The organism is Afipia sp. GW822-FHT03D08 (assembly GCF_058801645.1).
The window spans coordinates 1,464,985-1,489,952 of the sequence record NZ_JBXANK010000001.1; the positions used below are offsets into that span (position 1 = coordinate 1,464,985).

Here is a 24,968-nt window from a genome sequence, read left to right on the forward strand (position 1 = left end):
TGCTGAGACCTCCGCCGCCCGGTTGGCGACGGAGCATGGAGTAATGGGTGGGGCATGGGGTGCGTTGAGAGGATCGCGGCGATCAAACGAGCCGCGTTCGCGCTGTTGGCGGGTGGCCTTCTGGCGGTCTCGGCCACGGCAAACGCATGGGCATCGGCAGGCTGCGACGCCGTCAACAATGGCGAACTCGACGTCTCCGCGTCCACGTCAACGCCGATGGCTTCGCGTAGCATCTCCGGCAAGCGTTTCGCCCCGGGCGATGTGCTGACCGCGACTGCCCGCACCAATGACGGCTCGCTGAACCTGGTCTATCTGGTGTTCGCGGATGGCAGCCAGAGGAGCGTGCAGCGAAACAACCCTCCGAATTTCTCCACCATTACACTCACTGCAGCTGGCAACGAGTCCTCCATCACCGCCTACATCTATAACAATGGCGCAGGCGGCGCCTCGAACTGGATCACGGTCACCTGCACACCCGGCCCGGCCAATGCCAGCCTGACGGAAATCCAGGGCAGCGGAAGTCCAAGCATCGCCGGACAATCGGTGACGTTCACCGCCACCATGACCGGCACCGCATCCAACGGCACTCCGAACGGCACCGTCACCTTCGACTTCGGCGACGGCACAGCGGCAACACCCGTCACGCTCAGCGGCGGCACGGCATCCATCAGTCATACCTATGCGACGGCGGGCAACAAGACCGTGACCGCGAACTATAGCGGCGACAGCACCAACTATGTCGCAAGCTCGGCCAGCATGACGCAGACCGTCAACAAGGTCACCAGTTCGCCTGGTCTGAACATCACGCCGTCGCCCGCTGTCGTGGGCCAGGCGTCAACATTTTCAGTGACGGTCCCTGGCGCGTCGGGGGTGCCGGCTCCGACCGGCACGGCGACGATCAACTTCGGTGACGGTTCATCCAACGCAGTTCTCACGCTGAGCAGTGGAACCGCCAGCACGACGCATACCTATGCGGCCGCGGGCAACTTCACCGTGAGCCTGACCTATAGCGGCGATACGAACTACGCGAACGCCGCGCCCACTTTTCCGGTGACGGTCAGCGCGGGGACGTCAGGCACCACACTCGGCTCGAGCGCCAATCCGAGCCCGTTCGGACAATCCGTAACGTTCACCGCGACAGTCACCGGCACCAATCCCACCGGTACGGTGCAGTTCTTTGACGGCGCGACGCTGCTCGGGTCCGGAATTGTATCGGCGGGAAGCGCCACCTTCTCGACCTCGGCCCTGTCTGCGGGACCGCATTCCATCACCGCAGTGTATGGTGGCGACACCAACAATAATGGTTCGACATCCTCCGCCCTGTCCCAGACCATCAGCCTGTCCACCACCACGACAACGCTGGCGTCGTCGCAAAATCCAAGCGACGTGGGCAAGCCGGTGACATTCACCGCGAGCGTCACAAGCGGCGCTGGTGCGCCGAACGGCGGCACCGTGACCTTCATGGACGGTGCGACAACGCTCGGCAGCGCCAGCGTGTCTGCAGGCGTCGCCACGCTCACCACGTCCGCGCTTGCGCTGGGCAGCCACACCATCACCGCGAGTTACAGCGGCAGCCCCGGTTTTACGAGCGGCACATCATCGCCGCTGATGCAGTCGATCAACATTCCCGCCGACAGCCTGAAGCTGCGCGCGCTGCAAGCCATGGCGACGCCCGTGGTGAGCCAGTTCTCCGGCCAGGCGATCTCCGGTGCGATCGACAATGCCGTCAACGAAGGCTTCGCCGACGATGGCGGATCGCTGGTCAGCCCGAACAACAGCGGCATCCGTTTCAACTTCGCCACCGACAGCGGCAGTGACGATCCGAAGGCTTCGTCAAAGGTGAGTTCGGCCGCTCCGTTCGGCGCGACCTCGGACAAGTCGCGCGTCAACGACGCTTTCGATGCCCTCGCCTATGCCGGACCGGTCAAGGCTCCGAAGCGTTTCGTCGAACCGCGCGACTGGCTTGGCTGGGCGGAAGTACGCGGCGCAACGCTCGAGCGATGGAACGCGGCGGGTGCAGGCACGTCGACCCTCTATGGCAACCAGATCAACGTGCTTGCTGGTGTTACGCGCAGGCTTGCGCCGAACTTCCTGATCGGCGCATTCGGTGGCTACGAGACATTCGACTATCGCTCGGATCAGTTGCAGGGCCGCATGAAGGGCGACGGCTGGACGGTCGGCGGCTATCTCGGCTGGAAGATCACCCAGACCATCCGCTTCGATGCCGCAGTCGGATACTCCGGCCTCGGCTATGACGGCACCGCGGGGACTGCCTCCGGCTCATTCACCGGCAATCGCTGGCTGGTATCGGGCGGATTGACCGGCAAGTATGAAACCTACGGCCTGATGATCGAACCGTCGGCGCGCATCTACGCGCTGTGGGAGCACGAGAACGCCTACACCGACACGCTCGGCACGGTTCAAACCGCGCGCGACTTCACTACAGGCCGTGCCAGCGCGGGGCTCCGGCTCGCCTATCCGGTGATGTGGTCGTCGGTCGCCATTGCGCCGTATGTCGGATTGTACGGCGACTATTACTTCAACGGCGACACTGCGGCCGTTCCGCCCGCAAGCCTTGCGACCGTGTCAGCCGCCATCCTCGACGGCTGGTCGGCGCGTGTCGCGAGCGGCGCCAATCTGAAGTTCGCCAACGGTGCGCAGATCTCCGTCGGCGCGGAGCGCGGCGGACTCGGCAGCAGCAGTGGCGCGGCCCTCTGGACCTATCGCGCCCGCGCGTCAGTGCCGTTCTGAGTTCGGGCTATGCATCATCGGCCACCGACGCTCGCGATCGCGCTCCGGCTGACCGGCGCGATCTGGATCTTCGGCATTGTTGCGATGCTGATGCAGGCGGACACGCGAATCGTGGCCGCCGCGTTCGTCGTCGGCCTTGTGACCGCGATTATCGAATGGATTATTGCCCGACAAATTCCGCCTCCGGCTGAGGAGCCGGAGGACGACAGCGAACTTACGCCTGACGCTCGGGCGTCGACACCACAAGTCCGTCAAGTTCGTCGGTCACCTTGATCTGGCAGGACAGCCGCGAGTTCGGTCGCACGTCGTAGCCGAAGTCGAGCATGTCCTCTTCCATCGGCGTCGGCGATCCGACCTTCTCGCGCCAGGCTTCATCGACATACACATGGCACGTCGCACAGGCGCATGCGCCGCCGCACTCGGCTTCGATGCCGGGAATTGCGTTGCGGATCGCGCCTTCCATGACGGTCGCGCCCGCCTCGACGTCGACGGTGCGGGTGGTGCCCGAGTGATCGGTGAAATTGATCTTGACCATATTTGACGTGCTGCCCGGATAATTCAGTTGGAGACGTCCTATAACGGGTCAGTTGGCCAGACGCCAGCACTGCCCGGGGATAAAAGCCGTGCGGAAAAGCCGGTCAGGACCGGTTCAACATCTGGCCGATCGCGGCTTTGGCTTCCTCGACCGCGCGCTGAAGCAGCGTGATCGCGCCTGCAACGTCGCCATCGCTCTTCATGGCGGCTTCGACGCCGAGGGCGGCTTCCGCCACGCGGAATGCGCCGATCGCCCGCGCGGACCCCTTCAGCGTATGCGCCAGCGCGGCCGCGTCCGCCGGGATGGTTTTGAGGCGGCCGACGAGATCGGCGCTCTGGGCCGCGAAAAGCCCGAGAACTTCGGCTTCAAGCGCGGCTTCGCCGAGGGTCATGCGTCCGAGATGCTGGACGTCGATGGCGGAGTCTTCTGGAACGAGCGGTGGTGACGGCATCCAGTTCAACCGCTCCAGGTTAAGTGACATGACCCATCCGAATTGCTGACGGCGCCGGATCGAATCCGGCCGGAAACACCGTCAGGCAATCACACCAATGGTTAATGAAATGTATCAGGTGCCCGCCGCGATTTAGCCATGTTTTCGCCGCTTCGCCGCCTAGAAATACCAAAGTGCTTTTGAAAACTGTTGATTTCTGAAAGCGTTAACCGTGCCGGTGTTAACGATGATTAAAAATCTATTAACCCATCCCATTTCATTCGACCCACCGAGCCAATAGGATGTTTGCGGAAGTGCGGGACAACCGGCGGGACAAATCGGCGAACGTAACTTCGTTTCGTCTACCGGTATCGGGGAACATTCGACGGCGCGCAGCCCTGGCTGCGGTGCCACTTGCGGATGCGTAAAAAATAAAGGCGTGCGGGACACATGGCGAAAAATCCGAAGGTCAAGGATCCAACTGAAGCCGCCCTTTCGGCGATCCAGGAAGCTCTGAACATCGGCGATCTGCCTCCGTCCGACAGCAGTCGGGACAATCTGGCGCGCAACGAACCGTCGCTTGGCGCTGCCAGCCGCGGTGCTGATCTGCGTTCGCCTGTTGCCGACGACCTCGGCGTCCCGAGCTTCGACCGCAGTCCCGCCAATGACGACCGCGAAACCATCGGCGCCATTCTCCAGACCATCCAGAAGGGCCGCCCGCGGCGCAACGCCTATACTGTCGCGACGCTGTTTTCGGGCCTGTGGATCGCAGGCGTCGGCTTCCTTGCGTTCGCTTTCCTGCCCGCACTCGAATCAATCGTCGGCCAGGGCAGCGCCGGTGTGCTGGCGCTGATCGGCCTGATCGCCGTTCTCGTTGCCCCGCTGCTGCTGTTCTACTTCATCGCCAACATGGCGTGGCGCAGCCAGGAAATGAGCATGATCGCTCAGTCGATGGCGCAGATGGCCGTCCGCTTCTCCGAGCCCGAGCATGTCGCCAACGGCGCGATCGTGACCGTGGGTCAGGCGATCCGCCGCGAAGTCGCGGCCATGGGTGACGGCGTCGAGCGTGCCGTCGCGCGCGCCGGCGAACTCGAAGCCCTCGTCGCCAACGAAGTCTCCTCGCTGGAGCGTGCCTACAGCGACAACGAAGTGCGCATCCGCGCCCTGCTCCAGGACATCGCGGTTCAGCGCGACAACCTCGTCGGCCAGGCCGAGCAGGTCCGCAACGCCATTTCCGGCGTGCAGATCGATCTGCGTCAGGACATTGCCCTGATCAGCGACGCCATCGCATCGCGCGTGGATGAAGTGGCCAGCAGCATCACCGGCGCCCTCGAAGAACGCAGCGAACACATCACCCGCGCGCTCTCCAGCGCCGGCGACAACATGATCATCGCGCTCGGCGAGCGCGGCGGCGACCTGCTCGACCGCCTCGAGGAAGCCAGCACCCAGACCGCCGCCAGCGTGCTCGACGCCAGCGAAAAGCTGACCGCCAGCCTCAACTTCAAGACCGGCCACGTCCACGAGGAATTCGCGGACCTCGCCGACCGCGTCCACGACGCCCTGAACGAACGCCTCGACAAGATGACCGGCGAGTTCGAACAGCGCTCGGCGACCATCGTCGACAGCATCGCCGCCCGCTCGGAGGAAATCGTTGCCAGCGTTGCGGAACGTACCGACAAAATCGTCGAATCGATGAGGGTTTCGAGCGAGTCCCTGCTCTCCGAGCTCGATGTCCGTGGCGCCACGCTCTCCGAGCAGATCGACGAGGCCGGCAATCGCCTGGCCGACCGCGTTCTGTCCAGCGGCGACAAGGCCGGCGAAGCGCTCGACGTCACCATCAATACGCTGGTGGCGAAGGTCGTGAGCCAGACCGAAAGCGCTCACGAGACGCTGAGCAACCAGATCGGCCTGTTCGACGGTATCGTCAAGGAACACGGCAACGAACTGGCCGAGAAGTTCGCGCGCGACAGCGGCACACTCGGCGCGCTGATCACCCGCCACATCGCCGAATTCGACCGCACGGTGAAAACCTATGGCGGCGAGATCGTCGAACGCATGGGCGAGCACACCCAGGGCCTCGCCGACAACCTCAAGGCCTATGTCGACACCTTCGACACCCGCGTCACCACGCATCGCGACGAGATTCACAACAAGCTCGATCAGAGCCTCACCGGCTTCAAGACCGCGATCGAAGCCCGGATCGAGAGCCTCGACACGTCCCTGCTCTCCACCGTCAACGCGCTGGACGAGACCGTTGCGAACCGCACCAAGGCCCTCGAGGAAACGTTCGACAGCCGCGCCGCCGCCTTCGGCGACACGGTCAGCAACCGCGCAGCGTCCTTCACCACGGTGATGGATACGCGCACCAGCGCCTTCACCGATGCGATCGACGGCCGCGCCATGGCGTTCACCGAGAAACTCGGCGAGCACACCGCCGAAATCGCCAAGGTGTTCGACACCCGCGCCGCCGAATTCACCGAAACGATCAACGACAAGACCACGGCGTTCAAGGAATCGATCGACTACCGCACCACTGCCTTCACCGATACGATCGACAGCCGCACCACGGCCTTCGCCGATCTCATCGAGGCGCGCACGGCGGCGATCACCGAACGGGTCGACACCGGAGCGGAAGCTTTCGCCACCATCGTCGATGCCCGGACGGCCGCAATCACCGATGCGCTGGAAACCCGCACCGCGGCGCTTGCGAACATCGTCGAAACCCGCACCGCCGCCTTCGCGGACACCATCGACACCCGCACCGCGGCCTTCGCCGATACCGTCGATACCCGCACCGCATCGCTGGTGCAGACCTTCGACAGCCGCGCCGCGGCCTTCGCGTCGGTGGTCGAAAACCGCGCCGCCTCGATTGCCGAGGCCATGGAGTCGCGCGGCACCCAGGTGATGAATATGCTGACCGGCGGCGTCGACGATATGGCCAGCGCCATGACCGCGCGCATCAAGGACATCCAGGGCAATCTGGAGTTCAACGTCTCCTCCCTCGCCTCGGACATCAGCGCGCGCGTCGCGCAGTTCGAGAACCTGCTCGATACGCGGGTCGAGGCAGCGGCGAACCGCGTCACCACCAGCGGCCAGCATGCCGCCGAGGCGATCGGCTCGCGTTCGGAAGACATGACCCAGGCGATCAAGGCCCGCGTCGAGGAAGCCGAGCGCGCCCTCACCGGCCTGATGTCCAACACCTCGACCACGATCCAGGAAGGCGCCCGCACCGCCCAGCAGTCGCTGATCTCGCTCTCCGGCGACGTCAGCAGCCAGCTCAAGGCGGTTTCCGGTGAAATCACCGGCCAGCTCAAGGCCGTGTCCGGCGAAGTCAGCACCGATCTGAAGACGGTGTCGGGCGAAGTGGGCTCGCAGCTTCGCGGCATCACCAGCGTTGTCGGCACCCAGCTCCGGGATATTTCCGGCGAGGTCGGCGCGCATCTTCGCGGCATCTCCGGCGACGTCGGCACCAGCCTCAAGGCGGTCTCCGGCGACCTCGAGCGCTCCATCCAGATGGCCGCGCGCGAAGCCGAGAACACCCTCACCGTCGCATCGACCAGCGCGACCGCGCAGATCAAGTCGGCCTCCGCCGAAATCGAGCGCACCATCGCGGTCTCGACCGACCGCTTCGGCGCGACGCTCAACGGCAAGGTCGAGGCGATCACCGACGGCGTCCGCGAGCAGACCGAGCAGCTTTCGCAGCTGGTCGACACGCGCCGCGGTGCACTGGTCGAAGCCCTCGGCAGCAAGGCCGCGGAGATTTCGTCCACCATCGGCAGCGCCGCGGACTCCGCGCTGAAGTCGATCGAAAATCACGGCGGCGCATTCACCGTCGCGATGATGAACAACTCCTCGGATCTGGCCCGCCAGATCAACACCGCCAGCGAGATCGCGATCGGCGCCGTCAGCAAGTCGCTGAAGGACATCGACCAGACCTCGCGCGCGGCGATCGACCAGTCACGTCAGGTGGCCACGTCGACCATCAACGAGCTGCAGGAGACCTCGAAGATCCTGCGCACCGACACGCTCGCCCTGTTCGAGCGGCTGCGTGAAGGCAACATCCTGCTCCAGGAAGTGCTCACCGGCGCCCACGACAACCTCAACTCGCTTGAGCGCACGCTTGTTACGCGGGTCGCGGAGTTCGTCTCGACGATGAACGATGTCACCAGCCGCAACGGCGACTCCACCAAAACGCTGGAACAGTCGCTCGGGTTGTTCACCGCCAAGACCTCGGGCGCGCTGGAAAGTCTCAACTCGATCTCGTCGCAGTTCGAGAACCACGGCCGCGCCCTCGCCGAGGCCGCGACCCTGATCGAGCGGAGCAACGAGCGCGCCAGCGACTCCGTCGCCGAACGCAACGCCCTGCTGGAATCGCTGGTCTCGACCATCGACCTTCGGACCCACGACCTCGACGAGCGTCTCTCGCGCTTCACCAACCTGCTCGACGACTCGCTCGCCGCAGCCGAAACGCGGGCACGCGACATCGCGCAGATCGTGGCGCAGACCGCAGGCTCCAGCTCGGCTGAAGTCAGCCGCCAGTTCGAAGCGGTCCGCATGGCCGTCGAGGACGAGCGCCGCCAGACCTCCGAAGCCATGGCCGAACTGTACGACCAGGGCACCCGCGAGGCGGAGAACATGTTCCGCCAGGCCGCAGACAAGTTTGCGACCATCGTGCACGGCATGAAGCAGATGGCGTCCGAACTGCACGGCGAACTCGACGCCACCCGCGCCGAACTGCGCCGCGGCGTTCTCGAAGTGCCGCAGGAAGCGGCTGAGAGCACCGCGCAGATGCGCAAGGTGATCGTCGACCAGATCGAAGCGCTGGCCGAGTTGAACCGCATCGTCGCCCGCCACGGCAAGGGCCTCGACGTTGCGCCGACCACCCGCACCGTCTATCGCGAGGAAGAAACCGTGATGGCGACAGCCGGCGGCCGCGCCGAGACCGCCTCGCGCCCTGCGCCGCGTCCGCGCGACGTTGCCAGCGCATCCAGCCTGCCCGCGCCGGAGTTCGGCCCGGCCAGCCCTGCGCCGCGCCGCACCGAAGCGCCCCCGGTCTCCCCGGTCGGCAATGGCGGCAACAACGACGGCTGGCTGTCCGATCTGCTGAACCGCTCGGACAACGACGACGGCGCACGCGGCCGTGCCGCGCCGTCCGCTCCGCGTCAGTCCGCAAACCCGCTTGAAGCGCTGTCGCTCGACATCGCCCGGCTGGTGGACCGCGAACTCGCGGCTGAAATGTGGGATCGCTATCAACGCGGCGAACGCAAGGCGTTCTCCAAGCGGCTCTACACACCGGCCGGCCAGAAGGCGTTCGACGAGGTCGCCCGCAAGTATCGCGCCGACCGCAACTTCAAGCAGACGGTGGACCGTTACATCAACGAGTTCGAGCGCCTGCTCGACGAAGTCTCGCGCGACGAGCGCGGACCGGCGGCCCTGCGCAGCCATCTCGTGTCGGAAACGGGCCTCGTCTACACCCTGCTCGCCCACGCGGCGGGACGGCTGGGGTAAGGTTCACCTTTTTCCAAGGCGCAGCAAAAATCAAAAAGCGGAGGCTCTCGCCTCCGCTTTTTCTTTTGGGCATGTATCGCCACGCTCGTCATTGCAAGCGCAGCGAAGCAATCCATCTTCACTTCTCGCCGCGAAAAACTGGATTGCTTCGTCGCTTCGCTCCCGGCAATGACGGTGGCTGCAACATTTCGTGATGGGGATACGCGTCCCCGCGCTCTCAACCTCTCTTAAGTTCGCCATGTCCTGTTCGTGAGGGGCGCTTCTCGAGGGCGCTTTGAAGCGGAGCAGGATGCGGCGCCTGCGCGCGTGTCTCGCAAACACGCATCCGGGAGGCTGGGGTCACCGTCCGGGCCAACTATGTGGCTCTGCCGTTCGCCGGCTGGACGCGGAGCGGACGAAGGCGGCGAAAACCGTCCGGATCAGGGGTCGAGTAACCTCCCCCGTCCGCACCCGGAAGTACGGTCCCCTCGCCCAAAATCGCCGCAATGGAGCGCCGCAAGGCGATGCGCTTCCGGACCTCACATCGCCTCGCAAGCGATGCCGGAAGCGAGACGATACAAAGGTGCGCCTCGCGGCGCTCCATGCCCCTCATTGTTTGGGGCAACTAACAGATCAACTCGCGATCAATCGCGAGAGCAATCATGCGTGGCTGTTTGAAAATTGAATCGGAAAATTGAAGTGGCGCACGCTGTCGCCTCAACGCCACTCGCCGCAAGCGGGCGAGGTGAAACCCTTACCGCTGCCGCGCGCGAGCGTCGGCGGGACTTCGGACCGGGGTTGGAGCCGGAGGCGGCGGAGCCGGTGCAGCGTCCTTCTGCCCCGCGCCGAACAGCACGCGGGTCGGGTTGCGGTCGAAGTTGTTCACCGCGCGGCTGATGTCGGCGAGCGTGCGGCGGCCGTCGATGATCAGGCCGGCGGAGCGCTTGTCGAGATTGTCGGCCAGTTCGCGGAACGATTTCGCAGCGGCCTGCAATTCGCCCTTCTCGCCCATCAGGCCATCGACGCCGGCCATGATGCTGTCGATGCGAGCGGAGTTGGCGGCAAGGCTCTTCGAGAACACCTCGATGTTGGTCATGCTGTTGTGCAGGGTCTCCTGGTTTTCAAGAACCAGCTTGTTGACGTTCTGAAGCACGCCGCGCACCGCTTCGCCGATATCCTGGATGGCGTTCGGATCGGCGGTCAGCGTCGGCACGCCGTCCTCGGCGACCGGCACGCCACCCGCCTCGATCGAGCCGCCCTTGAGCGATACCGACGACACACCGGTGAGACCTGCAAACTCGAGGCCGACCAGCGAGTCCTTGCGGATCGGAGCGTTCTTGTCGACGTTGGCGATCACGACCACGCGCTTGGGGTCGTCGAGCTTGATGGAGGTGACTTCACCGATCTTGATGCCGTTGAAGTTGACGTTGCCGCCGGTGCGCAGGCCGGAGGCCGCGCCCTCGAACACGATGCGCAGCGGAACGCGCTGGGCGGCCGCGCCGAGGTTCTGGAACCAGAACACAAAGCCAAACGCCGCGGCGACCACCGCGAGCGTGAACGCCCCGATCAGGACGAAATTTGCCTTTGTTTCCATCGACTTAACTCCAAATACGCAAACTCATTACGCGATCACGGCCCGGGCGCGATTGCCATGAAAATAGGCCCGCAGCCAGGGATGCTGCGAGGCCAGCATGTCATCCATCGTGCCTACCAGGAGAACCTTGCGATCCCCTAACACTGCAATCCGGTTGCAGGCCGTTTTAAGGCTGTCGAGATCATGGGTTACCATGAAAACGGTCAGTCCCAAAGTGCGCTGCAAAGTCATCACAAGCTGATCGAAATCGCCGGCGCTGATCGGGTCGAGACCTGAGGTCGGCTCGTCGAGGAACACGATCTCCGGATCGAGCGCCAGCGCGCGAGCCAGCGCCACGCGCTTGATCATGCCGCCCGACAATTCCGACGGGAACCGGTCGGCGACCTCCGGCTTGAGGCCGACCATCGCGAGCTTGGCGATGGCAATTTCATCGAGCAGCCGCTCGGACACGTTCATGAATTCGCGCACAGGGAACTGGATGTTCTGCTTCACACTGAGCGACGAGAACAGCGCACCGTGCTGGAACAGCACGCCCCAGCGGCGCTCGACCGCGCGGCGCTGATCCTCGCTGGCCTTGCCCATGTCGACGCCGAACACTTCGATGGTGCCGGCAAGCTTCGGGATCAGGCCAATGATGGTGCGGGTCAGAACGGACTTGCCCGCGCCCGATGCGCCGACAAAGCCGAGGATCTCGCCGCGCCTAACATCGAGGTCGAGATGATCGAGAATGAGGTTCTCGTTCAGCTTCACCGTGAGATCGCGCACCCGGATGATGTGATCGTCGAAGTTCTCCGCCATCATCCAATCCTAAATATTGATCGTCGCAAAGAAGATCGCGAACAGGCCATCCATGACGATGACGAAGAAGATCGACTTCACCACCGAGGCCGTGGTGTGCTGGCCGAGCGATTCCGCGCTGCCTTTCACCGCTGCGCCCTCGACGCAGGCCACGATGCCGATCACCAGCGCCATGAACGGCGCCTTCACCATGCCCACCGTGAAATGATTGATGGAGATGGCTTCCTTCAGACGAACCAGGAACGCGTCGGGCTGTACGCCGCCGTAACCCCAGGCGACGAGCCCGCCGCCGTAAAGCGCAGCCATCGCGCCAAGGAATGCGAGAATGGGCATGGCGATGATCAGCGCGACGATCCGCGGCAGGATCAAAACCTCCGTGGGATCGAAGCCCATGGTGCGCAGCGCGTCGACTTCCTCGCGCATCCGCATCGAGCCGAGCTCCGCCGTGTAGGCGCTGCCCGAGCGGCCCGCGACCATGATCGCCACCAGCAGCACGCCCAGTTCGCGCAGCACCAGTACGCCGAGCATGTCGACCACGAACACGTCGGCGCCGAACTTGCGGAAATGGAAGATGCCCTGCTGGGCGATAATGCAGCCGATCAGGAAGGTGATGAGCACCACGATCGGCACCGCGCGCCAGCACACCTGTTCGAGGTGATGGATCATCGAGGTGAAACGGAAGCTGGTCGGATGCCGGATCACCCGGAACATCGCATTGAGGATCGCGCCCAGCATGCCGATCAGGCCGACCAGCGTGCCGCCGACATCGACGACGCTGCGGCCGATGCCGTCCAGCATGCCAAGCAGGGTTTGCCGCGGCCGCTTGTGCACGACGCCGGCTTTGACCTGACGCACTTCGTTCACGAGGCTCGCGTAGTTCGCGGACAGGCCGGCCACATTGGGCTCGACGCCGCCCTGGGTCAGGCTGCGGCGCAGCCGTTCGATCAGCCAGGCCCCGAACGTATCGAGGCTGGAGACCTGCGAGACGTCGATCACGATATTGTCCGGCCGGTTCTTGAGCCGTTCGGTGTCTTCAATGATCTTTTCGAGGTCAGGCGCGTGATGGACCGTCCATTGGCCAGCCGCACGCAGCGCGAGACCGGCGCCGACGGGTATCTGCTCCAATGTCGGATTGCCGTTCAAGCCCAACTCCTGTGCCGGTTGATCAAGCAACCTATCACGATGCCAACGAACTGTACGGGGATGTGACTAAGAGCCATAAATGACGTATCTGGGCAAGCCCGCCCTCACGAAAATCGATTTCACAAATGATGCCATCGCTGACACTCGCCGCCCGGATCGAGCGCTGGCCTATTGCCGGCGGCTTCACCATCAGCCGGGGCGCCAAGACAGAAGCCGTTGTGATTGTGGCCGAGGTAAGTCGCCAAGGCCCCAACGGTAAGGCCATTGTCGGGCGCGGCGAGTGCGTTCCCTATGCCCGTTATGGCGAGACGCCGGAGGGAACACTGGAGGCCATCCTCGCCATGCAGGGCGCGCTCGATGGCGGGCTGGACCGGTTAGGGCTGCAAGGGGAGATGCGTGCAGGTGCCGCCCGCAACGCGCTCGACTGCGCCCTGTGGGACCTTGAGGCGAAGGTGGCGGAAAAGCGCATCTGGGAGCTCCTTGGCCTCTCCGCGCCGCGCCCGCTGACCACGGCCTATACGATCTCGCTGGGGACACCTGAGACCATGGCGGAAGCAACCGCCAAGGCTGCCCGCCGCCCGCTGCTCAAGATCAAGCTCGGGGGCGACGGCGACGAGGCCCGGATCGCCGCCGTACGGAAGGCTGCGCCGGACGCCGAACTGATCGTGGATGCCAACGAGGCCTGGACCGACGGTAACCTGGAACGGCATCTCGCGGCCTGCGCCGCTGCCGGGGTGACGATGATCGAGCAGCCCCTGCCCGCCGGACAGGATCAGGCGCTGGCCAGGATCAAGCGGCCCGTCTCTGTTTGCGCCGATGAAAGCGTGCACGACCGCGCGTCGCTGGAAGGCCTGCGGGAACGCTACGACGCCATCAACATCAAGCTCGACAAGACCGGCGGTCTCACCGAGGCGCTGGTGATGGCCGAGTCCGCCAAGGCACTGGGGTTCGATCTGATGGTCGGCTGCATGGTCGCCACCTCGCTGGCGATGGCGCCCGCGCTGACGATCGCGCAGGGTGCGCGGGTGGTCGATCTCGACGGGCCGTTGCTGCTGGCCAAGGATCGCGATGACGGGCTGCGCTATGACGGCAGCACGGTCTATCCGCCCGGTGCAGAACTCTGGGGTTAGTCCGTCACCGCGTGGTGCGCATCGAGCCGCCGGCGTGCGGCGACCATAATGAGCCCACCGGAGAACGCCATCACGGCCATGGCGTAATAGACGCCCTCGCCGACCCGCGCATAGATCAAACCGGACAGCATCATGGTCAGGCTGGTCACGGCCCCCTGCGAGGCCACCATATAGCCCTGCGCGCTTGCGAGCATGTGATGCGGCACGTTGCGAACCATCAAGGCGACGGTCCCGACCTGCGTGATCCCGAAGGTCAGCCCGTGCATCACCTGCACCGCCGTCAGCAACTCGATCCGCGGCTCCTGCGCGGTGATAGCCCAGCGCACCACCGCGCTGACGGCACCGATCAGGACCATGACCGTTGGCGATAACGCGAGACGCGGCGAAATCGCGAACACGACGATCTCAGCGACCACCCCGAGCGACCACAGCGCCGCGATGGCGAATCCGCCAAATCCGGCATTCTGCCAGGTGATCGAGGAAAACGCGTAATAAGCGGCGTGGCTGCCCTGGATCAGGGCCGAGGCACCAATGATGGCGAGGAACAGCGGCTTCCGTAACAGGCCGCTGGCTCGCCCCTGCGGTGCGGTACCGGCCGGCGGCGCATCCAGCGGAACAATGCCGAGACCAACAACGGCACTGAGAAGCGCGACCGCAACGATGATCCAGATCAGATTCTGCGGATCGATGACCTTGAACAGAAGGCCCGCAATCATCGCGAACACCACGAACGACGCAGACCCCCACAACCGCATCTGCGCGTAGTCGAGCCCGTGACGTGTGACGCCCTTCAGCGCGTAACCGTCCGTCAGCGGACTGAGTGGCGTCCAGAGGCAGGCGATGACGGCGTACACGATCAGGATGGTGAGCGGGTCGCGAAGCAGCCCCAGGATCGCAAAGCCAACGGCCGTGATGAACGCAAGCGCGATCATGGTCCCGCGCAGGATCTGGCGCTGCTCCGCCGCCGCTGTGACAAATGGCAGGACAGTGAAACGGGAGAGCGACGGCGCGGCCGTGATGAATCCGATCCAGGACACGTCGACGCCGATCGCCTTCAGCCAGACCGGGAAGAACGGCAGGTGGACACCGATGATGCCGAAAGTCGAGGCGTAAAACAGGCTGATCCGCACGGCAAATCGGCGGGCGATGGATTGCCCGGCCGGGTGCTTTTGTGATTCGCTGGTGAGCAAGGGAATTGCGATTCGCTGCGGTTCGTGGTGATCTTTATCTAGCGCGTGTTCGGTGTATCTGGACATCGCTTTTGAGTGTGGATCGCGTCACCGCGTTTCTGTTCTACAGGTTTCTGTTTCACGGGTTTTCATGGCCAACGAAGCCTTCGCCCTGTCGCCGATCTCAGCCCGCGCCGCGTCGCCGACGGACGCGGACTTCGAGGCTATTCGCGAGGCGTTTCTGGAGACCGCGCGCGGCCGCTGGTTTCTGGACGAATACACACGGCGCAACCGCAACGCCGACACCGCGATGGTGCTCGAAGCCGTCGCCCGCATCGAAAGCTCGCTCGCTGCCCAGAAAGAAGAACAGCGGCAGCAGGCCGCTGTTGAAATCCCGCCGGTTGAACCGCCATCGAACGAGTTACCTGAGGCGATGGCCGCGGTCCGCGCCATAGTAGCCGCGGCCCGCGAAAGCGTGTCCGCGAGCCTGTCCGGTAGCGTGTTCGAGGAATCCCTCGCGCCGTCGCGCAAGTGCGCGCGGGTGATCCGCGAGATCGCTTGGGGGCTGCGCGAATCCGGTGCAGATGGACGGATCTGCTTTTTGCTCGAGTCGCAGGTCGATGCGATCAACGCCGCCTGCGATCACGTTGCCGCGGGCGGCATTCGAGACGGCGTGTTGCAAGCCTTCGATCAGGCTGCGCGCCAGATCGAGGCCATTGCCCCCTCCACCATCGCGCCGCAGAGCGAAGCTGAATCCGTTGCGGCACTCCACGTCGCCGATACGGCCGCTATCGAGGCCTCCGATGAGGTGCAGATTGCCGCTGCCGATGAGGAATTGTTCGACGTAGCGGCCGCGTCTGAGTCTTCGTCCCCGGAGATGGCGACAGAAGCGGTGCTGCTGGTGGAAGAAAGCCTGCCGGTCGAGCCGGCAATTCCGGCGGAGGCGATCGAGGCGTCCGACCCGGCGATGGCCATACAGTTGGAAATCCTGCCGGAAGCGCCCGAGCCGGCTGTGGAGATTGTGCCCGAGATCGCGATGACCGCCCCGGCATCGCTTGGTGAGAGCCTGATCGCCAGCGGAATTATCGCAAGGCCCGCGACGCCGCGCAGCGATCCGCTGGCGCCGATCCGGCGGATGAGCCAGGCCGAGAAAGTAGCCTTTTTCAGCTAAAGGCGAAGTTGTGACGGTCTTCGCCGCAAAAGGCGGGCAAAAGGCCGGATTGTGACGCCTACTGAATCAGCTTCGCGTAGAGATCCGCATCGACATTGCCGCCGGACAGGACGATGGCAACGGTCTTGCCTTTGGCGTCGAGGTATCCCGCAAGAAGCGCCGCCAGCGCGACCGCGCCGCCCGGCTCGACAACGAGTTTCAGTTCGCGAAACGCGAAGCCCACTGCCTTTGCGACTTCATCGTCTGTCACCGTGACGCCCCGAGCACCGAACTTCTGATTGACCGCGAATGTGATCTCGCCCGGAATGGAAGCCATCAGCGCGTCGCAGATGGTGCGGCCCACAGCGCGGTGCGGCTCGCGATGCCCGGCCGCGAACGAACGCGCATGATCGTCAAAGCCATGAGGCTCGACAGTGACCAGCCCCGCACCGGGAAACTTCGCTTTGGTTGCAAGCGCGATGCCTGCCATCAGCCCGCCGCCGGATGCCGGCGCGGATACGATGTCCGGTGCGACACCAAGCGCCGACAAATCCTCCGCAATCTCGCGGCCCACGGTGCCCTGCCCCGCGATCACCCACGGATCGTCGTAAGGAGGAACGACAGTCGCGCCGCGCTTGCTCGCGAGATCGCGAGCGATCGCATCGCGGTCTTCCTTGTCGCGGTCATAGGGAATGACCTCAGCGCCGTAACTCTTGGTCCGCTCGACCTTGGACACTGGCGCATCGGACGGCATCACGATCGCTGCCGGCATGCCGAGAATCTGCGCCGCAGCCGCGACGCCCTGCGCATGGTTGCCGGATGAGAACGCGACGACACCAGCTTTGCGCGCCGCCTCCGGAATTGAGGACAATTTGTTGAAAGCGCCGCGAAACTTGAAAGAACCCGTTCGCTGCAACACCTCGGGTTTCAGAAACACGCGCGCGCCGACGAGCGCATCAAGCGCCGGCGACGAGATGAGACGGGTTCGCACGGCGACGGGCGCCAAAACACGCGCGGCGGCTTCGACATCGGCGTTGGTGGGAAGAGCAGGTTCGGTCATGGCGCATGTATAGCGCGCTGATGCATATGGGCAAGATCGTCGGCGCTTGACCGTCTGAACTACATTATTTGTCTCGGTGCAGCACCGGACGCGGTCGGCCCCCTCTCCCGTGGGGAGAGGGTTGGGGTGAGGGCGTAGAATCTATCGAGAGAGCGTACCCCTCACCCGGATCGCTCAAGCGATCCGACCTCTCCCCATGGGAGAGGTGAAGAGGAACGTGCGTCTCGCTCCCGATCGACACCGAAGAATCAGACACGAAGAATCGCGGCACCTCGCGATTCAGGCGGTTGGCAGGGATTCCGATGTCAGCCGGAGCCGGCGGGCAAGACGGCGGCGCCAGCGGCGCTTGACCTGCGGCGGACGCTCGCGCGTCACGTTGTCGATAAAGGCCTGCGCGCATGCGCCCCAGCTTCGGGATGCCGCAAATTCGCGGCAGATATCGCGCGGGATATTCAAGGCCGCCAGACATGCCGCCTGTAGATCATTGTTCAGCACACCGACCGGAGCGTCGCCGATCACATCGAGCGGGCCGGACACCGGCAGCGCCGCGACAGGCACACCGCTGGCGAGCGCTTCGAGCAGGACCAGACCGAAGGTGTCGGTCTTGCTCGGAAACACGAACACATCCGCTGCCGAATAGGTCTCAGCGAGAGCCTCGCCCTGCATAGTGCCAAGGAACACCGCGTCAGGATATTTACGTTCAAGCTCGGCCTTGGCCGGGCCATCACCGACCACGACCTTGGTGCCGGGCAGATCCAGATCCAGAAACGCCTCAAGGTTCTTCTCGACCGCAACACGGCCGACCGACAGGAATATCGGGCGCGGCAGAGCGAGATCGAAATCACGCGGCCGGAACAACTCTGCGTCAACACCGCGCGACCACAGCACCACATTGCGGAAGCCGCGCCCGCGCAGTTCATCTGCGAGCGCGGGCGTCGCCGCCATCACGGCATCGCTCGTTCCGTGGAAGAAGCGAAGCGCGGCCCAGACCCAGGATTCGGGGATCGGGAAACGCGCAGAGACATATTCGGGGAAGCGGGTGTGGAAACTCGTGGTGAACGGCACCTTGTTCTTCTGGCAATAACGCCGGACCAGAATCCCGATCGGTCCTTCGGTCGCGATATGGATGTAGTCGGGCTGCGCCTCTTCGATCATGCCAGCAATCTTGCCGGGCCGCGGCAATGCGACGTGCAGGTCGGCGTAGCTCGGCAGCGAGATCGTGCGAAAAGATTCCGGCGTCAGGAATTTGACGTCGACGCCCATCGACGCGGCGGCTTCCGCCATCTTGGTCAACGTGCGAACAACGCCGTTGACCTGCGGGTGCCACGCGTCGGTTGCGACCAGGATACGCATCAGGCGGCCTGCGCCGTGACGCGCGGTGCGGGCTGCGGCCGGCGCACCGGGTCGGTCCAGGTCAGAATTTCAAAGCGGCCATCTTCGTGCTCGACCAGCGCCGTGCAGCTCTCGACCCAGTCGCCGCAGTTCATGTAGCGGATGCCGTTCTCGTCCCGGATCGTCGCGTAGTGAATGTGCCCGCAGATCACGCCGTCCGCGCCGTGACGCTTGGCTTCGCCCGCCAGCGTCTGTTCGAACGCGCCGATGTAGTTGACGGCGTTCTTCACCTTCAGCTTGGCCCATTGCGACAGCGACCAGTAAGGCCGGCCGAACAGCTTGCGGAACGCATTGACCATGCGATTCATCTGGATCGCAAAGTCGTAGGCACGGTCGCCGAGATGCGCGAGCCATCGCGCGTTCTGCACGACAAGATCAAAGATATCGCCGTGGATAACGAGATACTTCTTGCCGTCCGCGCCTTCATGAATCGCGGTCTCGACAACTTCGACGCCGCCGAAATGCGTGCCGTAATACGAGCGCAGGAATTCGTCGTGGTTGCCGGGGATGTAGATGACCTTAGCGCCCTTGCGGACCCTGCGCAGCATCTTCTGCACAAAGTCGTTGTGGGATTGCGGCCAGTGCCAGTTCGATTTCAGCGCCCAGCCGTCGATGATGTCGCCGACCAGATAGATGGTATCGGCGTCATGGCAGCGCAGAAAATCAAGAAGGCGGTCGGCTTGCGAGCCGCGGGCTCCGAGATGGACGTCGGAGATAAACAAAGTGCGAAAGAGCCGTTCTGGACTACTGTCGCTCATAGCCTGTCTTTCCATGGGCGAGCGCTTATCAGAATCGCATGACAGTCCGATGACGGACTAGGCAGCCTGCGAGCTGACAGTTCGCTCGAAACAAACAAGTGTGTAGATGCCGAACGGCGCAACTTTGCGCCGCTCGACGAGGGTCGTGCCTGCGTTTGATTGCGCCCATGCCTGAAGGCGCGCGAACGGAAATTCAGGCCGCAGGCCGAGCGCACGGGTTTTCTGCGCCGCCCAGCGCTCGACAGCCGCCGCGACGCCGACTTCCGAATAGAGATGATTAACGAGGATGATGCGGCCGCCGGGCTTCACGACGCGGTGGCACTCGGACAGCACCTGCTCCGGATTGGCGACCAGCGTGATTACGAACTGCGCCACAACGCAGTCGAACGTCGCATCGTCGAAGGTCATGTGATGGGCGTCCATCTGGTGGACCGCCTTGACGAACGGATACTTGCCGCTCGCCATCTTCGCGCGCGCCTTCTCCAGCATCGGCGCGCTCATATCGATGCCGGTGATCTCGGTGCTGCTATCGTAATCATCGAACGACAGGCCGGTGCCGACACCCACTTCCAGAATTTTCCCGCCGATGGCCCGCGCGGCGGCAGCGGCTGCACGCCGGCCCTTCACCATGACCGGACCGCAGACCGCATCGTAGATCGGCGCCCAGCGGGCATAGGCGGTTTCAACAACGGATTTGTCGAGATCGGTCGAGCTCATCTTGGTTCCAATAAGCGTTCTGAAGAATCAGATTTTGTTTCGCTTAATGGCGATTAGCAGCGGAGTACGACAAACAGGCGACAAACGCGTCAGGTTGTCGCGTGCTCTGAGCCGTTCGCAACCTCATCTCAAGGCGCGATGTGCTCCCTCTCCCCCGTGGGGAGAGGGTTGGGGTGAGGGGGTTCGGTAAATCGAGAGATTCTACGCCCTCACCCGCCCGTCTTCGCTCGCTGCGCGAGCTCCGCCGGACGACCTCTCCCCACGGGAGAGGTGAAGGGAGCCACTCTCAGGCTTCGCAATCAATCGAACGCATGAAAGTGGTGGATGGGCCCGTGGCCATGACCCACGTCGAGCCGGTCGGCTGCAGCGATGGCGGCACTGACATAAGCCTTGGCGTCGCGAACCGCGGTTTCAAGATCGCGCCCTTTGGCCAATCCCGCAGCAATGGCCGACGACAAGGAGCAGCCGGTGCCGTGCGTGTTGCCGGTGGCGATGCGCGGCGCCGCGAGCCGGATCACGGCACTCGCATCGATCAGATAATCCGTGCTCTCCGGTCCATGCCCGTGACCGCCCTTGATCAGAACAGCCGGACATCCCATGGCAAGCAATCGCCTGCCCTGCTGTTCGATATCCTGACCGCTCTCTGCGATGCTCTCGTTCAGCAGCGCGGCGGCCTCCGGCAGGTTCGGCGTAATCAGGCTCGCGCGCGGAAACAGCTTTGTCCGCAGAGCATCGATTGCATCTGGCGACAACAGCCGGTCACCTGATGTCGCGACCATGACCGGATCGACAATGACGTGTTTCGGCGCCCAGCGGCCGAGACCGGCCACGATGGCTTCGATCGCTTCCCGGCGCGCAACCATTCCGATCTTGACGGCCTTGACGTCGAGATCGCTGAACACCGCATCGATCTGCGCGGTGATGAAATCCGCCGGCACATCATGAATGCCGGTGACGCCCGTTGTGTTCTGCGCCGTCAGCGCGGTGATCGCGGACGCGCCGTAAACGCCGCACGCCGCGAACGTCTTGAGGTCGGCCTGAATCCCGGCGCCGCCGCTCGAATCCGAACCGGCAATGGTGAGCGCAATCGGTATGCTCATGGCTCTCTCATCATTCGACCGAACTCTCAGCGGCCTGCATCAAGGCTCTAGATCATTTTGACTGGGGAGAGAAGCATTGCCACGCAGGCAATCTGCTCCCTCTCCCCTCGGGGGAGAGGGGTGGGGTGAGGGGGTTCGATATGATGAGGGATTCTACGCCCTCACCCGGCTCGCTTCGCTCGCCGCCCTCTCCCCACGGGAGAAGGAAGCAAGAAGAAACGTCCGGCAACCCGCCTTGCCACGAGGATCGGATTTGGCTCTATTGCGCTCCAAGAGCCAATATTGCCCTGCCGGAGACACAGCGATGGTGCCCTTCTTTGTCCAGATCAAATGCAAGCTGGGCCAGTCCTATACGGTCGCGAATGCCATTGCCGAGGCCGAGATCGCATCGGAAATCTACTCGACTGCGGGCGATTACGATCTGCTCGTCAAGTTCTACGTCGACAGCGGGACCGACATCGGCCATTTCGTGAACGAGAAGCTGCAGGTCATTCCCGGCATCCAGGACACCTACACCATCATCACGTTCAAGGCCTTCGGAACGTAAGTGATCAGGCCGGCTCTTCAGGCGGCCTTGGCCTCGTCGGACACCGGCGCGTCCGGGTTCTCTTCATCGTCCGCCATGGTGGCGATCGCCGCGACCGGCGTATCGCGCAGCCGTTTCAGCCCGAGATAACGTTCGCGCAGGATGACGAAAATTCCGGCGCTGGCGACAACGATCGCGCCGATCACGACATAGAGCGTCGGCACTTCACCGAAGAACCAGTAGCCGAGCAGGAATGCCCACAGCATCGCCGTGTAATCGAACGGCGCCAGAAACGACGCCGGTGCGAACCTATAACTGTCCGTGAAGAAAATCTGACCGAGCCCGCCCGCGATGCCGATCCCGGCGAGGATCGCAACATCCTGCCAGGTGGAGGGCATGCGCCAGCCGAACGGCGCGGTCAGCAGCGACACCAGCAACACCAGAATCGTCATGAAGATCACGATGGACGACGTCGTCTCGGTCGCCGTCAGGCGGCGGATCTGGATCGACGCCCCGCCTGCGGTGAATGCGTTGGTCAGCGCGAACAGAATTCCAACGATCATCGACGCCGTCAGCGCGGCGTGATCGCGGAAGTAAGGCATCAGCATCAGGATCACGCCGCAGAAGCCGAAGGCGACGGCGGACCAGCGATAGGCGTGAACCTTTTCCTTCAGGAACACCGCCGCGAAGATCACCGTGATGAGCGGCGACGCGAACGCGATGGCGGTGAAGTCGGCAATCGGAATCCGGGCCAGCGCGGCGAAGGTGGCAAACGTGCCGACCACGCTGAAGACACCGCGCAGGAGATGATCGGACGGCCGCTCGGTCCGAAGCGCCCCCTTGAGCTGTCCGCGCCAGCCGAAGACGACAAGAATCGGGATCAGCGCAAACACTGAACGGAAGAACGCGACCTGACCTTCCGGATAGGCCCCGGCCAGATAACGGACCTGGGCGCCCATCACCGCGAACATCAATGTGCTGGCGACCTTGAACGAAACGGCTTTGACGATATTCATGGAAAAAGTCGAGAATCCTGCGGCAATTCCGGGCCGACAAAGCACGGGGTGGCGATCCGGGAAACCCCGCTCCCAACATGGCTTTGGGCCGGGGTATGCAGGGCTCTTCGGCCCCGAACTGACCCCGCCTCAGGTCTTCTTCTTGGGCCGCACCGGCCCGTCCACCGCCGGCAGGGACTTGATGTAAGCCGCCATCGCCGCGAGATCCTCCTCGCTCAACTGCGATGTGTTCTTGATCACGCGCGCCATTGAGCCGCCCGCGGTGTCGCCGCTGGGCAATTCGCCGGTCTTGAGGAACCAGGCGAGTTCCTTCTCGCTCCAGTCCTTGAGGCCCTTCTGGGTGATGTTGGGCACCCAGCCCTCGCCTTCGGGATTCGGGCCTCCGGCGAAGCGCTGCGAGGACACAATGCCTCCGAGGAAATTGCGAGGGCTGTGGCACTCGGCGCAGTGACCCAGTCCGTTGACCAGATAAGCGCCGCGATTCCACGCCGCTGACTGCTTCGGGTCTGGGGTGAACGGCTTGTCGTCCATGAACAGGAATTTCCATCCGCCTATGAGGCGGCGGACGTTGAACGGAAAGTTCACATCGTGCGGACGCGGACGGCCGGAGAGTGGGGGCAAGGTTTTGATATATGCGAACAGGTCGCGGATGTCGTTGTCGGTGGCGTGCGTGTACGACCCATACGGAAAAGATGGATAGTAGTGCTCTCCGTTTGGCGAGGTGCCGTGCTTTACGGCCGTGACGAAATTCGCCTCGCTCCAGCTGCCGATCCCGTTTTGCTTGTGCGGCGAAATGTTCGGCGCGTAGAAAGTGCCGAACGGAGATGGGATGGCAAGTCCGCCGCCGAGCATGGTTCGCGGCTCGCCCACCACTGCATGGCATGACGCACAGCCCCCGGCGTTGAAGACGGCCTGTCCGTTGGCGATGTTTGGCGAATAGGCCGGCAACGCCTCGGCGGAAACCACAGCCGGAACGGTGACGAACCAGAAAACTCCCAGACCGGCAGCAAGCGCAACGATCGCCAGCAGGAAAAGCTTCCGAAACATAAGTGCCCCCAGAGAAAACGGCAGGAACTAAACGGCCTCGGCCAGTGTTCAATCGGTACTGGAAAGCCAAAAACTAAGGGAGAAAACGATGAACAGCAAAGCAATTGCGCGTGGAGTCCTTGCCATCGGCGCTTGCGTCGCACTCAGCGGGCCGGCTTTCGCCGAGAAAATCAGCATGAAGGCCAATCTGACCAGTGCCGCCGAGGTGCCTGCCAACACCAGCCCCGGCAAGGGCACGGCGGACGTGACCTACGATACCGCAAGCAAGATGCTGACCTGGAAGACGACCTATTCCGGCCTCACCGGGCCCGCCACCATGGCGCATTTTCATGGCCCCGCCGAACCCGGCAAGAACGCTCCCGTCATGATCCCGTTCAAGGACGCCGCAAGCGGAGCCGAAGGCAGCGCGACCCTGACCGATGCGCAGGCCGCTGATCTGATGGCTGGAAAGCTGTACATCAACGTCCACACCGCGGCGAATCCAGGCGGCGAAATTCGCGGGCAGGTCACGAAGTAGTTTCGCAGCCGAGATCTTCCCGGATAACAAAAGGGGCGGATCGCTTGAATGCGACCGCCCCGTGATCATTTGCCTGAACTGGATGAAATCAAGCCGTCATTTCAGCTTGACCCGGTAGGTTTCGTGACAATCGTTGCACCGGTCGTTGATGGTGGTGTAAGCCGCCTTCAGACTATCCGCATCCTTGATCTTGCCCTTGGCGTCCGCAATGGCCTTGGCAACCGGAGGAATTTTCGAGTCGAAATCCGCCTTGTTCTGCCAGATTTTTTGCGACGATCCATAGTCCGCACCGAAAACATCTTCCTTCGGATTCACCGCAAAAACATTCGCAATCTTTCCGACATTCTCTTCGAGCTGAACCAGTGCGGCATCGATAGCCGCCTGATCGTAGGCAGACTGGCCTCTCACCGTGCGGCCGAGCACCCCATACATCGGTCTCGCCAGTGTCTTCATCAGCTTATCCTGCTGCTCGGCGATGTCTTGCTGGGCGGAGACAGCCGTCACGCCGAGCAAGATCGCGGCGGCCACAAGAACGGAACGGATCATCGGGATATTTCCTTCCCTCGGTTTCAAAATTGTTCTTTCCGCAACACCTGGCAGAATCCAACATTCCCGTCGCGAACTGACAAGCCCAACAATTTCTTTGTG

20 protein-coding genes are annotated in these 24,968 nt (G+C 63.5%); 6 read left to right on the forward strand and 14 right to left on the reverse strand.

From position 1 onward, the window contains the following. Positions 1 to 54 precede the first annotated feature (54 nt). On the forward strand, positions 55 to 2,751 hold the full coding sequence (locus tag AC1RM7_RS07350; RefSeq protein WP_492839380.1) for an autotransporter family protein: 2,697 nt from the start codon (positions 55 to 57) through the stop codon (positions 2,749 to 2,751). A 214-nt stretch (positions 2,752 to 2,965) separates the two neighbouring features. Here AC1RM7_RS07350 and AC1RM7_RS07355 read toward each other — a convergent pair whose 3' ends face one another. Both AC1RM7_RS07355 and AC1RM7_RS07360 read right to left on the reverse strand, forming a co-directional pair. Beyond that, the gene (locus tag AC1RM7_RS07355) at positions 2,966 to 3,286 is read right to left on the reverse strand and encodes a 2Fe-2S iron-sulfur cluster-binding protein (protein WP_006021465.1); all 321 of its coding nucleotides are present in this window, start codon (positions 3,284 to 3,286) and stop codon (positions 2,966 to 2,968) included. Positions 3,287 to 3,389: 103 nt separating this feature from the next. Further along, positions 3,390 to 3,767: an Hpt domain-containing protein gene (locus AC1RM7_RS07360; RefSeq protein WP_492839378.1), complete on the reverse strand. Its 378-nt coding sequence runs from the start codon at positions 3,765 to 3,767 to the stop codon at positions 3,390 to 3,392. A gap of 399 nt (positions 3,768 to 4,166) precedes the next feature. Here AC1RM7_RS07360 and AC1RM7_RS07365 point away from each other — a divergent pair, with 399 nt between their 5' ends. Beyond that, entirely contained in the window at positions 4,167 to 9,224 is a 5,058-nt protein-coding gene (locus tag AC1RM7_RS07365) for an apolipoprotein A-IV repeat region-like domain-containing protein (RefSeq protein ID WP_492839376.1), read from the forward strand. Between the two features lie 733 nt (positions 9,225 to 9,957). Here the strand turns inward: AC1RM7_RS07365 and AC1RM7_RS07370 are convergent. From AC1RM7_RS07370 to AC1RM7_RS07380, 3 genes are read right to left on the reverse strand one after another with little or no spacing between them, the layout of a single operon-like run. Next, entirely contained in the window at positions 9,958 to 10,797 is an 840-nt protein-coding gene (locus tag AC1RM7_RS07370) for an MlaD family protein (RefSeq protein ID WP_006021468.1), read from the reverse strand. A gap of 27 nt (positions 10,798 to 10,824) precedes the next feature. Beyond that, positions 10,825 to 11,595 carry an ABC transporter ATP-binding protein gene (locus AC1RM7_RS07375; protein WP_425990684.1) on the reverse strand — a complete coding sequence of 257 codons (771 nt, stop codon included), beginning with the start codon at positions 11,593 to 11,595 and terminating at the stop codon, positions 10,825 to 10,827. 9 nt (positions 11,596 to 11,604) lie between these two features. Next, positions 11,605 to 12,738, reverse strand: a complete 1,134-nt coding sequence (locus tag AC1RM7_RS07380) for an ABC transporter permease (RefSeq protein ID WP_006021470.1) — start codon at positions 12,736 to 12,738, stop codon at positions 11,605 to 11,607. Positions 12,739 to 12,863: 125 nt separating this feature from the next. Between AC1RM7_RS07380 and dgcA the strand changes: the two genes are divergently transcribed. Beyond that, positions 12,864 to 13,868: an N-acetyl-D-Glu racemase DgcA gene (gene dgcA / locus AC1RM7_RS07385; protein WP_024918909.1), complete on the forward strand. Its 1,005-nt coding sequence runs from the start codon at positions 12,864 to 12,866 to the stop codon at positions 13,866 to 13,868. Here dgcA and AC1RM7_RS07390 read toward each other — a convergent pair. Then, a complete protein-coding gene (locus tag AC1RM7_RS07390) occupies positions 13,865 to 15,124 on the reverse strand; it encodes an MFS transporter (RefSeq protein ID WP_024918908.1) in 1,260 nt (419 codons plus the stop codon). The two genes, dgcA and AC1RM7_RS07390, sit on opposite strands and share 4 nt — an antisense overlap. Positions 15,125 to 15,188: 64 nt before the next feature. Between AC1RM7_RS07390 and AC1RM7_RS07395 the strand changes: the two genes are divergently transcribed. Then, positions 15,189 to 16,208, forward strand: coding sequence for a hypothetical protein (locus AC1RM7_RS07395; RefSeq protein ID WP_024918907.1), 1,020 nt, complete (start codon positions 15,189 to 15,191; stop codon positions 16,206 to 16,208). 58 nt (positions 16,209 to 16,266) lie between these two features. Here the strand turns inward: AC1RM7_RS07395 and AC1RM7_RS07400 are convergent, their stop codons facing one another. The 5 genes from AC1RM7_RS07400 to thiD form a co-directional block, all read right to left on the reverse strand. Further along, a complete protein-coding gene (locus AC1RM7_RS07400) occupies positions 16,267 to 17,247 on the reverse strand; it encodes a threonine ammonia-lyase (RefSeq protein WP_024918906.1) in 981 nt (326 codons plus the stop codon). A 279-nt stretch (positions 17,248 to 17,526) separates the two neighbouring features. Then, complete coding sequence (locus tag AC1RM7_RS07405) at positions 17,527 to 18,600, reverse strand: glycosyltransferase family 4 protein (protein WP_006021475.1); 1,074 nt, start codon at positions 18,598 to 18,600, stop codon at positions 17,527 to 17,529. Next, complete coding sequence (locus AC1RM7_RS07410) at positions 18,600 to 19,397, reverse strand: UDP-2,3-diacylglucosamine diphosphatase (RefSeq protein WP_006021476.1); 798 nt, start codon at positions 19,395 to 19,397, stop codon at positions 18,600 to 18,602. The genes AC1RM7_RS07405 and AC1RM7_RS07410 overlap by 1 nt, the downstream gene beginning before the upstream one ends. 57 nt (positions 19,398 to 19,454) lie before the next feature. After that, a complete protein-coding gene (locus AC1RM7_RS07415; protein WP_024918904.1) occupies positions 19,455 to 20,114 on the reverse strand; it encodes a class I SAM-dependent methyltransferase in 660 nt (219 codons plus the stop codon). Between the two features lie 299 nt (positions 20,115 to 20,413). Beyond that, complete coding sequence (gene thiD / locus AC1RM7_RS07420) at positions 20,414 to 21,214, reverse strand: bifunctional hydroxymethylpyrimidine kinase/phosphomethylpyrimidine kinase (protein ID WP_024918903.1); 801 nt, start codon at positions 21,212 to 21,214, stop codon at positions 20,414 to 20,416. Positions 21,215 to 21,518: 304 nt separating this feature from the next. On the opposite strand from thiD, the gene AC1RM7_RS07425 reads away from it, so the two are divergent. Next, positions 21,519 to 21,761 (forward strand): Lrp/AsnC ligand binding domain-containing protein, encoded by a 243-nt coding sequence (locus AC1RM7_RS07425; protein ID WP_006021479.1) that lies wholly within the window; start codon positions 21,519 to 21,521, stop codon positions 21,759 to 21,761. Positions 21,762 to 21,778: 17 nt separating this feature from the next. Here the strand turns inward: AC1RM7_RS07425 and AC1RM7_RS07430 are convergent, their stop codons facing one another. Continuing rightward, positions 21,779 to 22,756 (reverse strand): DMT family transporter, encoded by a 978-nt coding sequence (locus AC1RM7_RS07430; RefSeq protein ID WP_024918902.1) that lies wholly within the window; start codon positions 22,754 to 22,756, stop codon positions 21,779 to 21,781. A 129-nt stretch (positions 22,757 to 22,885) separates the two neighbouring features. Further along, complete coding sequence (locus AC1RM7_RS07435) at positions 22,886 to 23,803, reverse strand: c-type cytochrome (protein WP_024918901.1); 918 nt, start codon at positions 23,801 to 23,803, stop codon at positions 22,886 to 22,888. A gap of 88 nt (positions 23,804 to 23,891) precedes the next feature. On the opposite strand from AC1RM7_RS07435, the gene AC1RM7_RS07440 reads away from it, so the two are divergent. After that, positions 23,892 to 24,320, forward strand: a complete 429-nt coding sequence (locus AC1RM7_RS07440; protein WP_024918900.1) for a CHRD domain-containing protein — start codon at positions 23,892 to 23,894, stop codon at positions 24,318 to 24,320. A gap of 96 nt (positions 24,321 to 24,416) precedes the next feature. Here AC1RM7_RS07440 and AC1RM7_RS07445 read toward each other — a convergent pair whose 3' ends face one another. Then, on the reverse strand, positions 24,417 to 24,866 hold the full coding sequence (locus AC1RM7_RS07445) for a cytochrome c (RefSeq protein ID WP_024918899.1): 450 nt from the start codon (positions 24,864 to 24,866) through the stop codon (positions 24,417 to 24,419). Positions 24,867 to 24,968: the final 102 nt, after the last annotated feature.

What these genes read in the sequence shown, in the direction of transcription:
- AC1RM7_RS07350 (WP_492839380.1), top strand. Translation starts at nt 55, where the DNA reads ATGGGGTGCGTTGAGAGGATCGCGGCGATCAAACGAGCCGCGTTCGCG.
- AC1RM7_RS07355 (WP_006021465.1), bottom strand. Translation starts at nt 3,286, where the DNA reads ATGGTCAAGATCAATTTCACCGATCACTCGGGCACCACCCGCACCGTC.
- AC1RM7_RS07360 (WP_492839378.1), bottom strand. Translation starts at nt 3,767, where the DNA reads ATGTCACTTAACCTGGAGCGGTTGAACTGGATGCCGTCACCACCGCTC.
- AC1RM7_RS07365 (WP_492839376.1), top strand. Translation starts at nt 4,167, where the DNA reads ATGGCGAAAAATCCGAAGGTCAAGGATCCAACTGAAGCCGCCCTTTCG.
- AC1RM7_RS07370 (WP_006021468.1), bottom strand. Translation starts at nt 10,797, where the DNA reads ATGGAAACAAAGGCAAATTTCGTCCTGATCGGGGCGTTCACGCTCGCG.
- AC1RM7_RS07375 (WP_425990684.1), bottom strand. Translation starts at nt 11,595, where the DNA reads ATGGCGGAGAACTTCGACGATCACATCATCCGGGTGCGCGATCTCACG.
- dgcA (WP_024918909.1), top strand. Translation starts at nt 12,864, where the DNA reads ATGATGCCATCGCTGACACTCGCCGCCCGGATCGAGCGCTGGCCTATT.
- AC1RM7_RS07390 (WP_024918908.1), bottom strand. Translation starts at nt 15,124, where the DNA reads ATGTCCAGATACACCGAACACGCGCTAGATAAAGATCACCACGAACCG.
- AC1RM7_RS07395 (WP_024918907.1), top strand. Translation starts at nt 15,189, where the DNA reads ATGGCCAACGAAGCCTTCGCCCTGTCGCCGATCTCAGCCCGCGCCGCG.
- AC1RM7_RS07400 (WP_024918906.1), bottom strand. Translation starts at nt 17,247, where the DNA reads ATGACCGAACCTGCTCTTCCCACCAACGCCGATGTCGAAGCCGCCGCG.
- AC1RM7_RS07405 (WP_006021475.1), bottom strand. Translation starts at nt 18,600, where the DNA reads ATGCGTATCCTGGTCGCAACCGACGCGTGGCACCCGCAGGTCAACGGC.
- AC1RM7_RS07410 (WP_006021476.1), bottom strand. Translation starts at nt 19,397, where the DNA reads ATGAGCGACAGTAGTCCAGAACGGCTCTTTCGCACTTTGTTTATCTCC.
- AC1RM7_RS07415 (WP_024918904.1), bottom strand. Translation starts at nt 20,114, where the DNA reads ATGAGCTCGACCGATCTCGACAAATCCGTTGTTGAAACCGCCTATGCC.
- thiD (WP_024918903.1), bottom strand. Translation starts at nt 21,214, where the DNA reads ATGAGCATACCGATTGCGCTCACCATTGCCGGTTCGGATTCGAGCGGC.
- AC1RM7_RS07425 (WP_006021479.1), top strand. Translation starts at nt 21,519, where the DNA reads ATGGTGCCCTTCTTTGTCCAGATCAAATGCAAGCTGGGCCAGTCCTAT.
- AC1RM7_RS07430 (WP_024918902.1), bottom strand. Translation starts at nt 22,756, where the DNA reads ATGAATATCGTCAAAGCCGTTTCGTTCAAGGTCGCCAGCACATTGATG.
- AC1RM7_RS07435 (WP_024918901.1), bottom strand. Translation starts at nt 23,803, where the DNA reads ATGTTTCGGAAGCTTTTCCTGCTGGCGATCGTTGCGCTTGCTGCCGGT.
- AC1RM7_RS07440 (WP_024918900.1), top strand. Translation starts at nt 23,892, where the DNA reads ATGAACAGCAAAGCAATTGCGCGTGGAGTCCTTGCCATCGGCGCTTGC.
- AC1RM7_RS07445 (WP_024918899.1), bottom strand. Translation starts at nt 24,866, where the DNA reads ATGATCCGTTCCGTTCTTGTGGCCGCCGCGATCTTGCTCGGCGTGACG.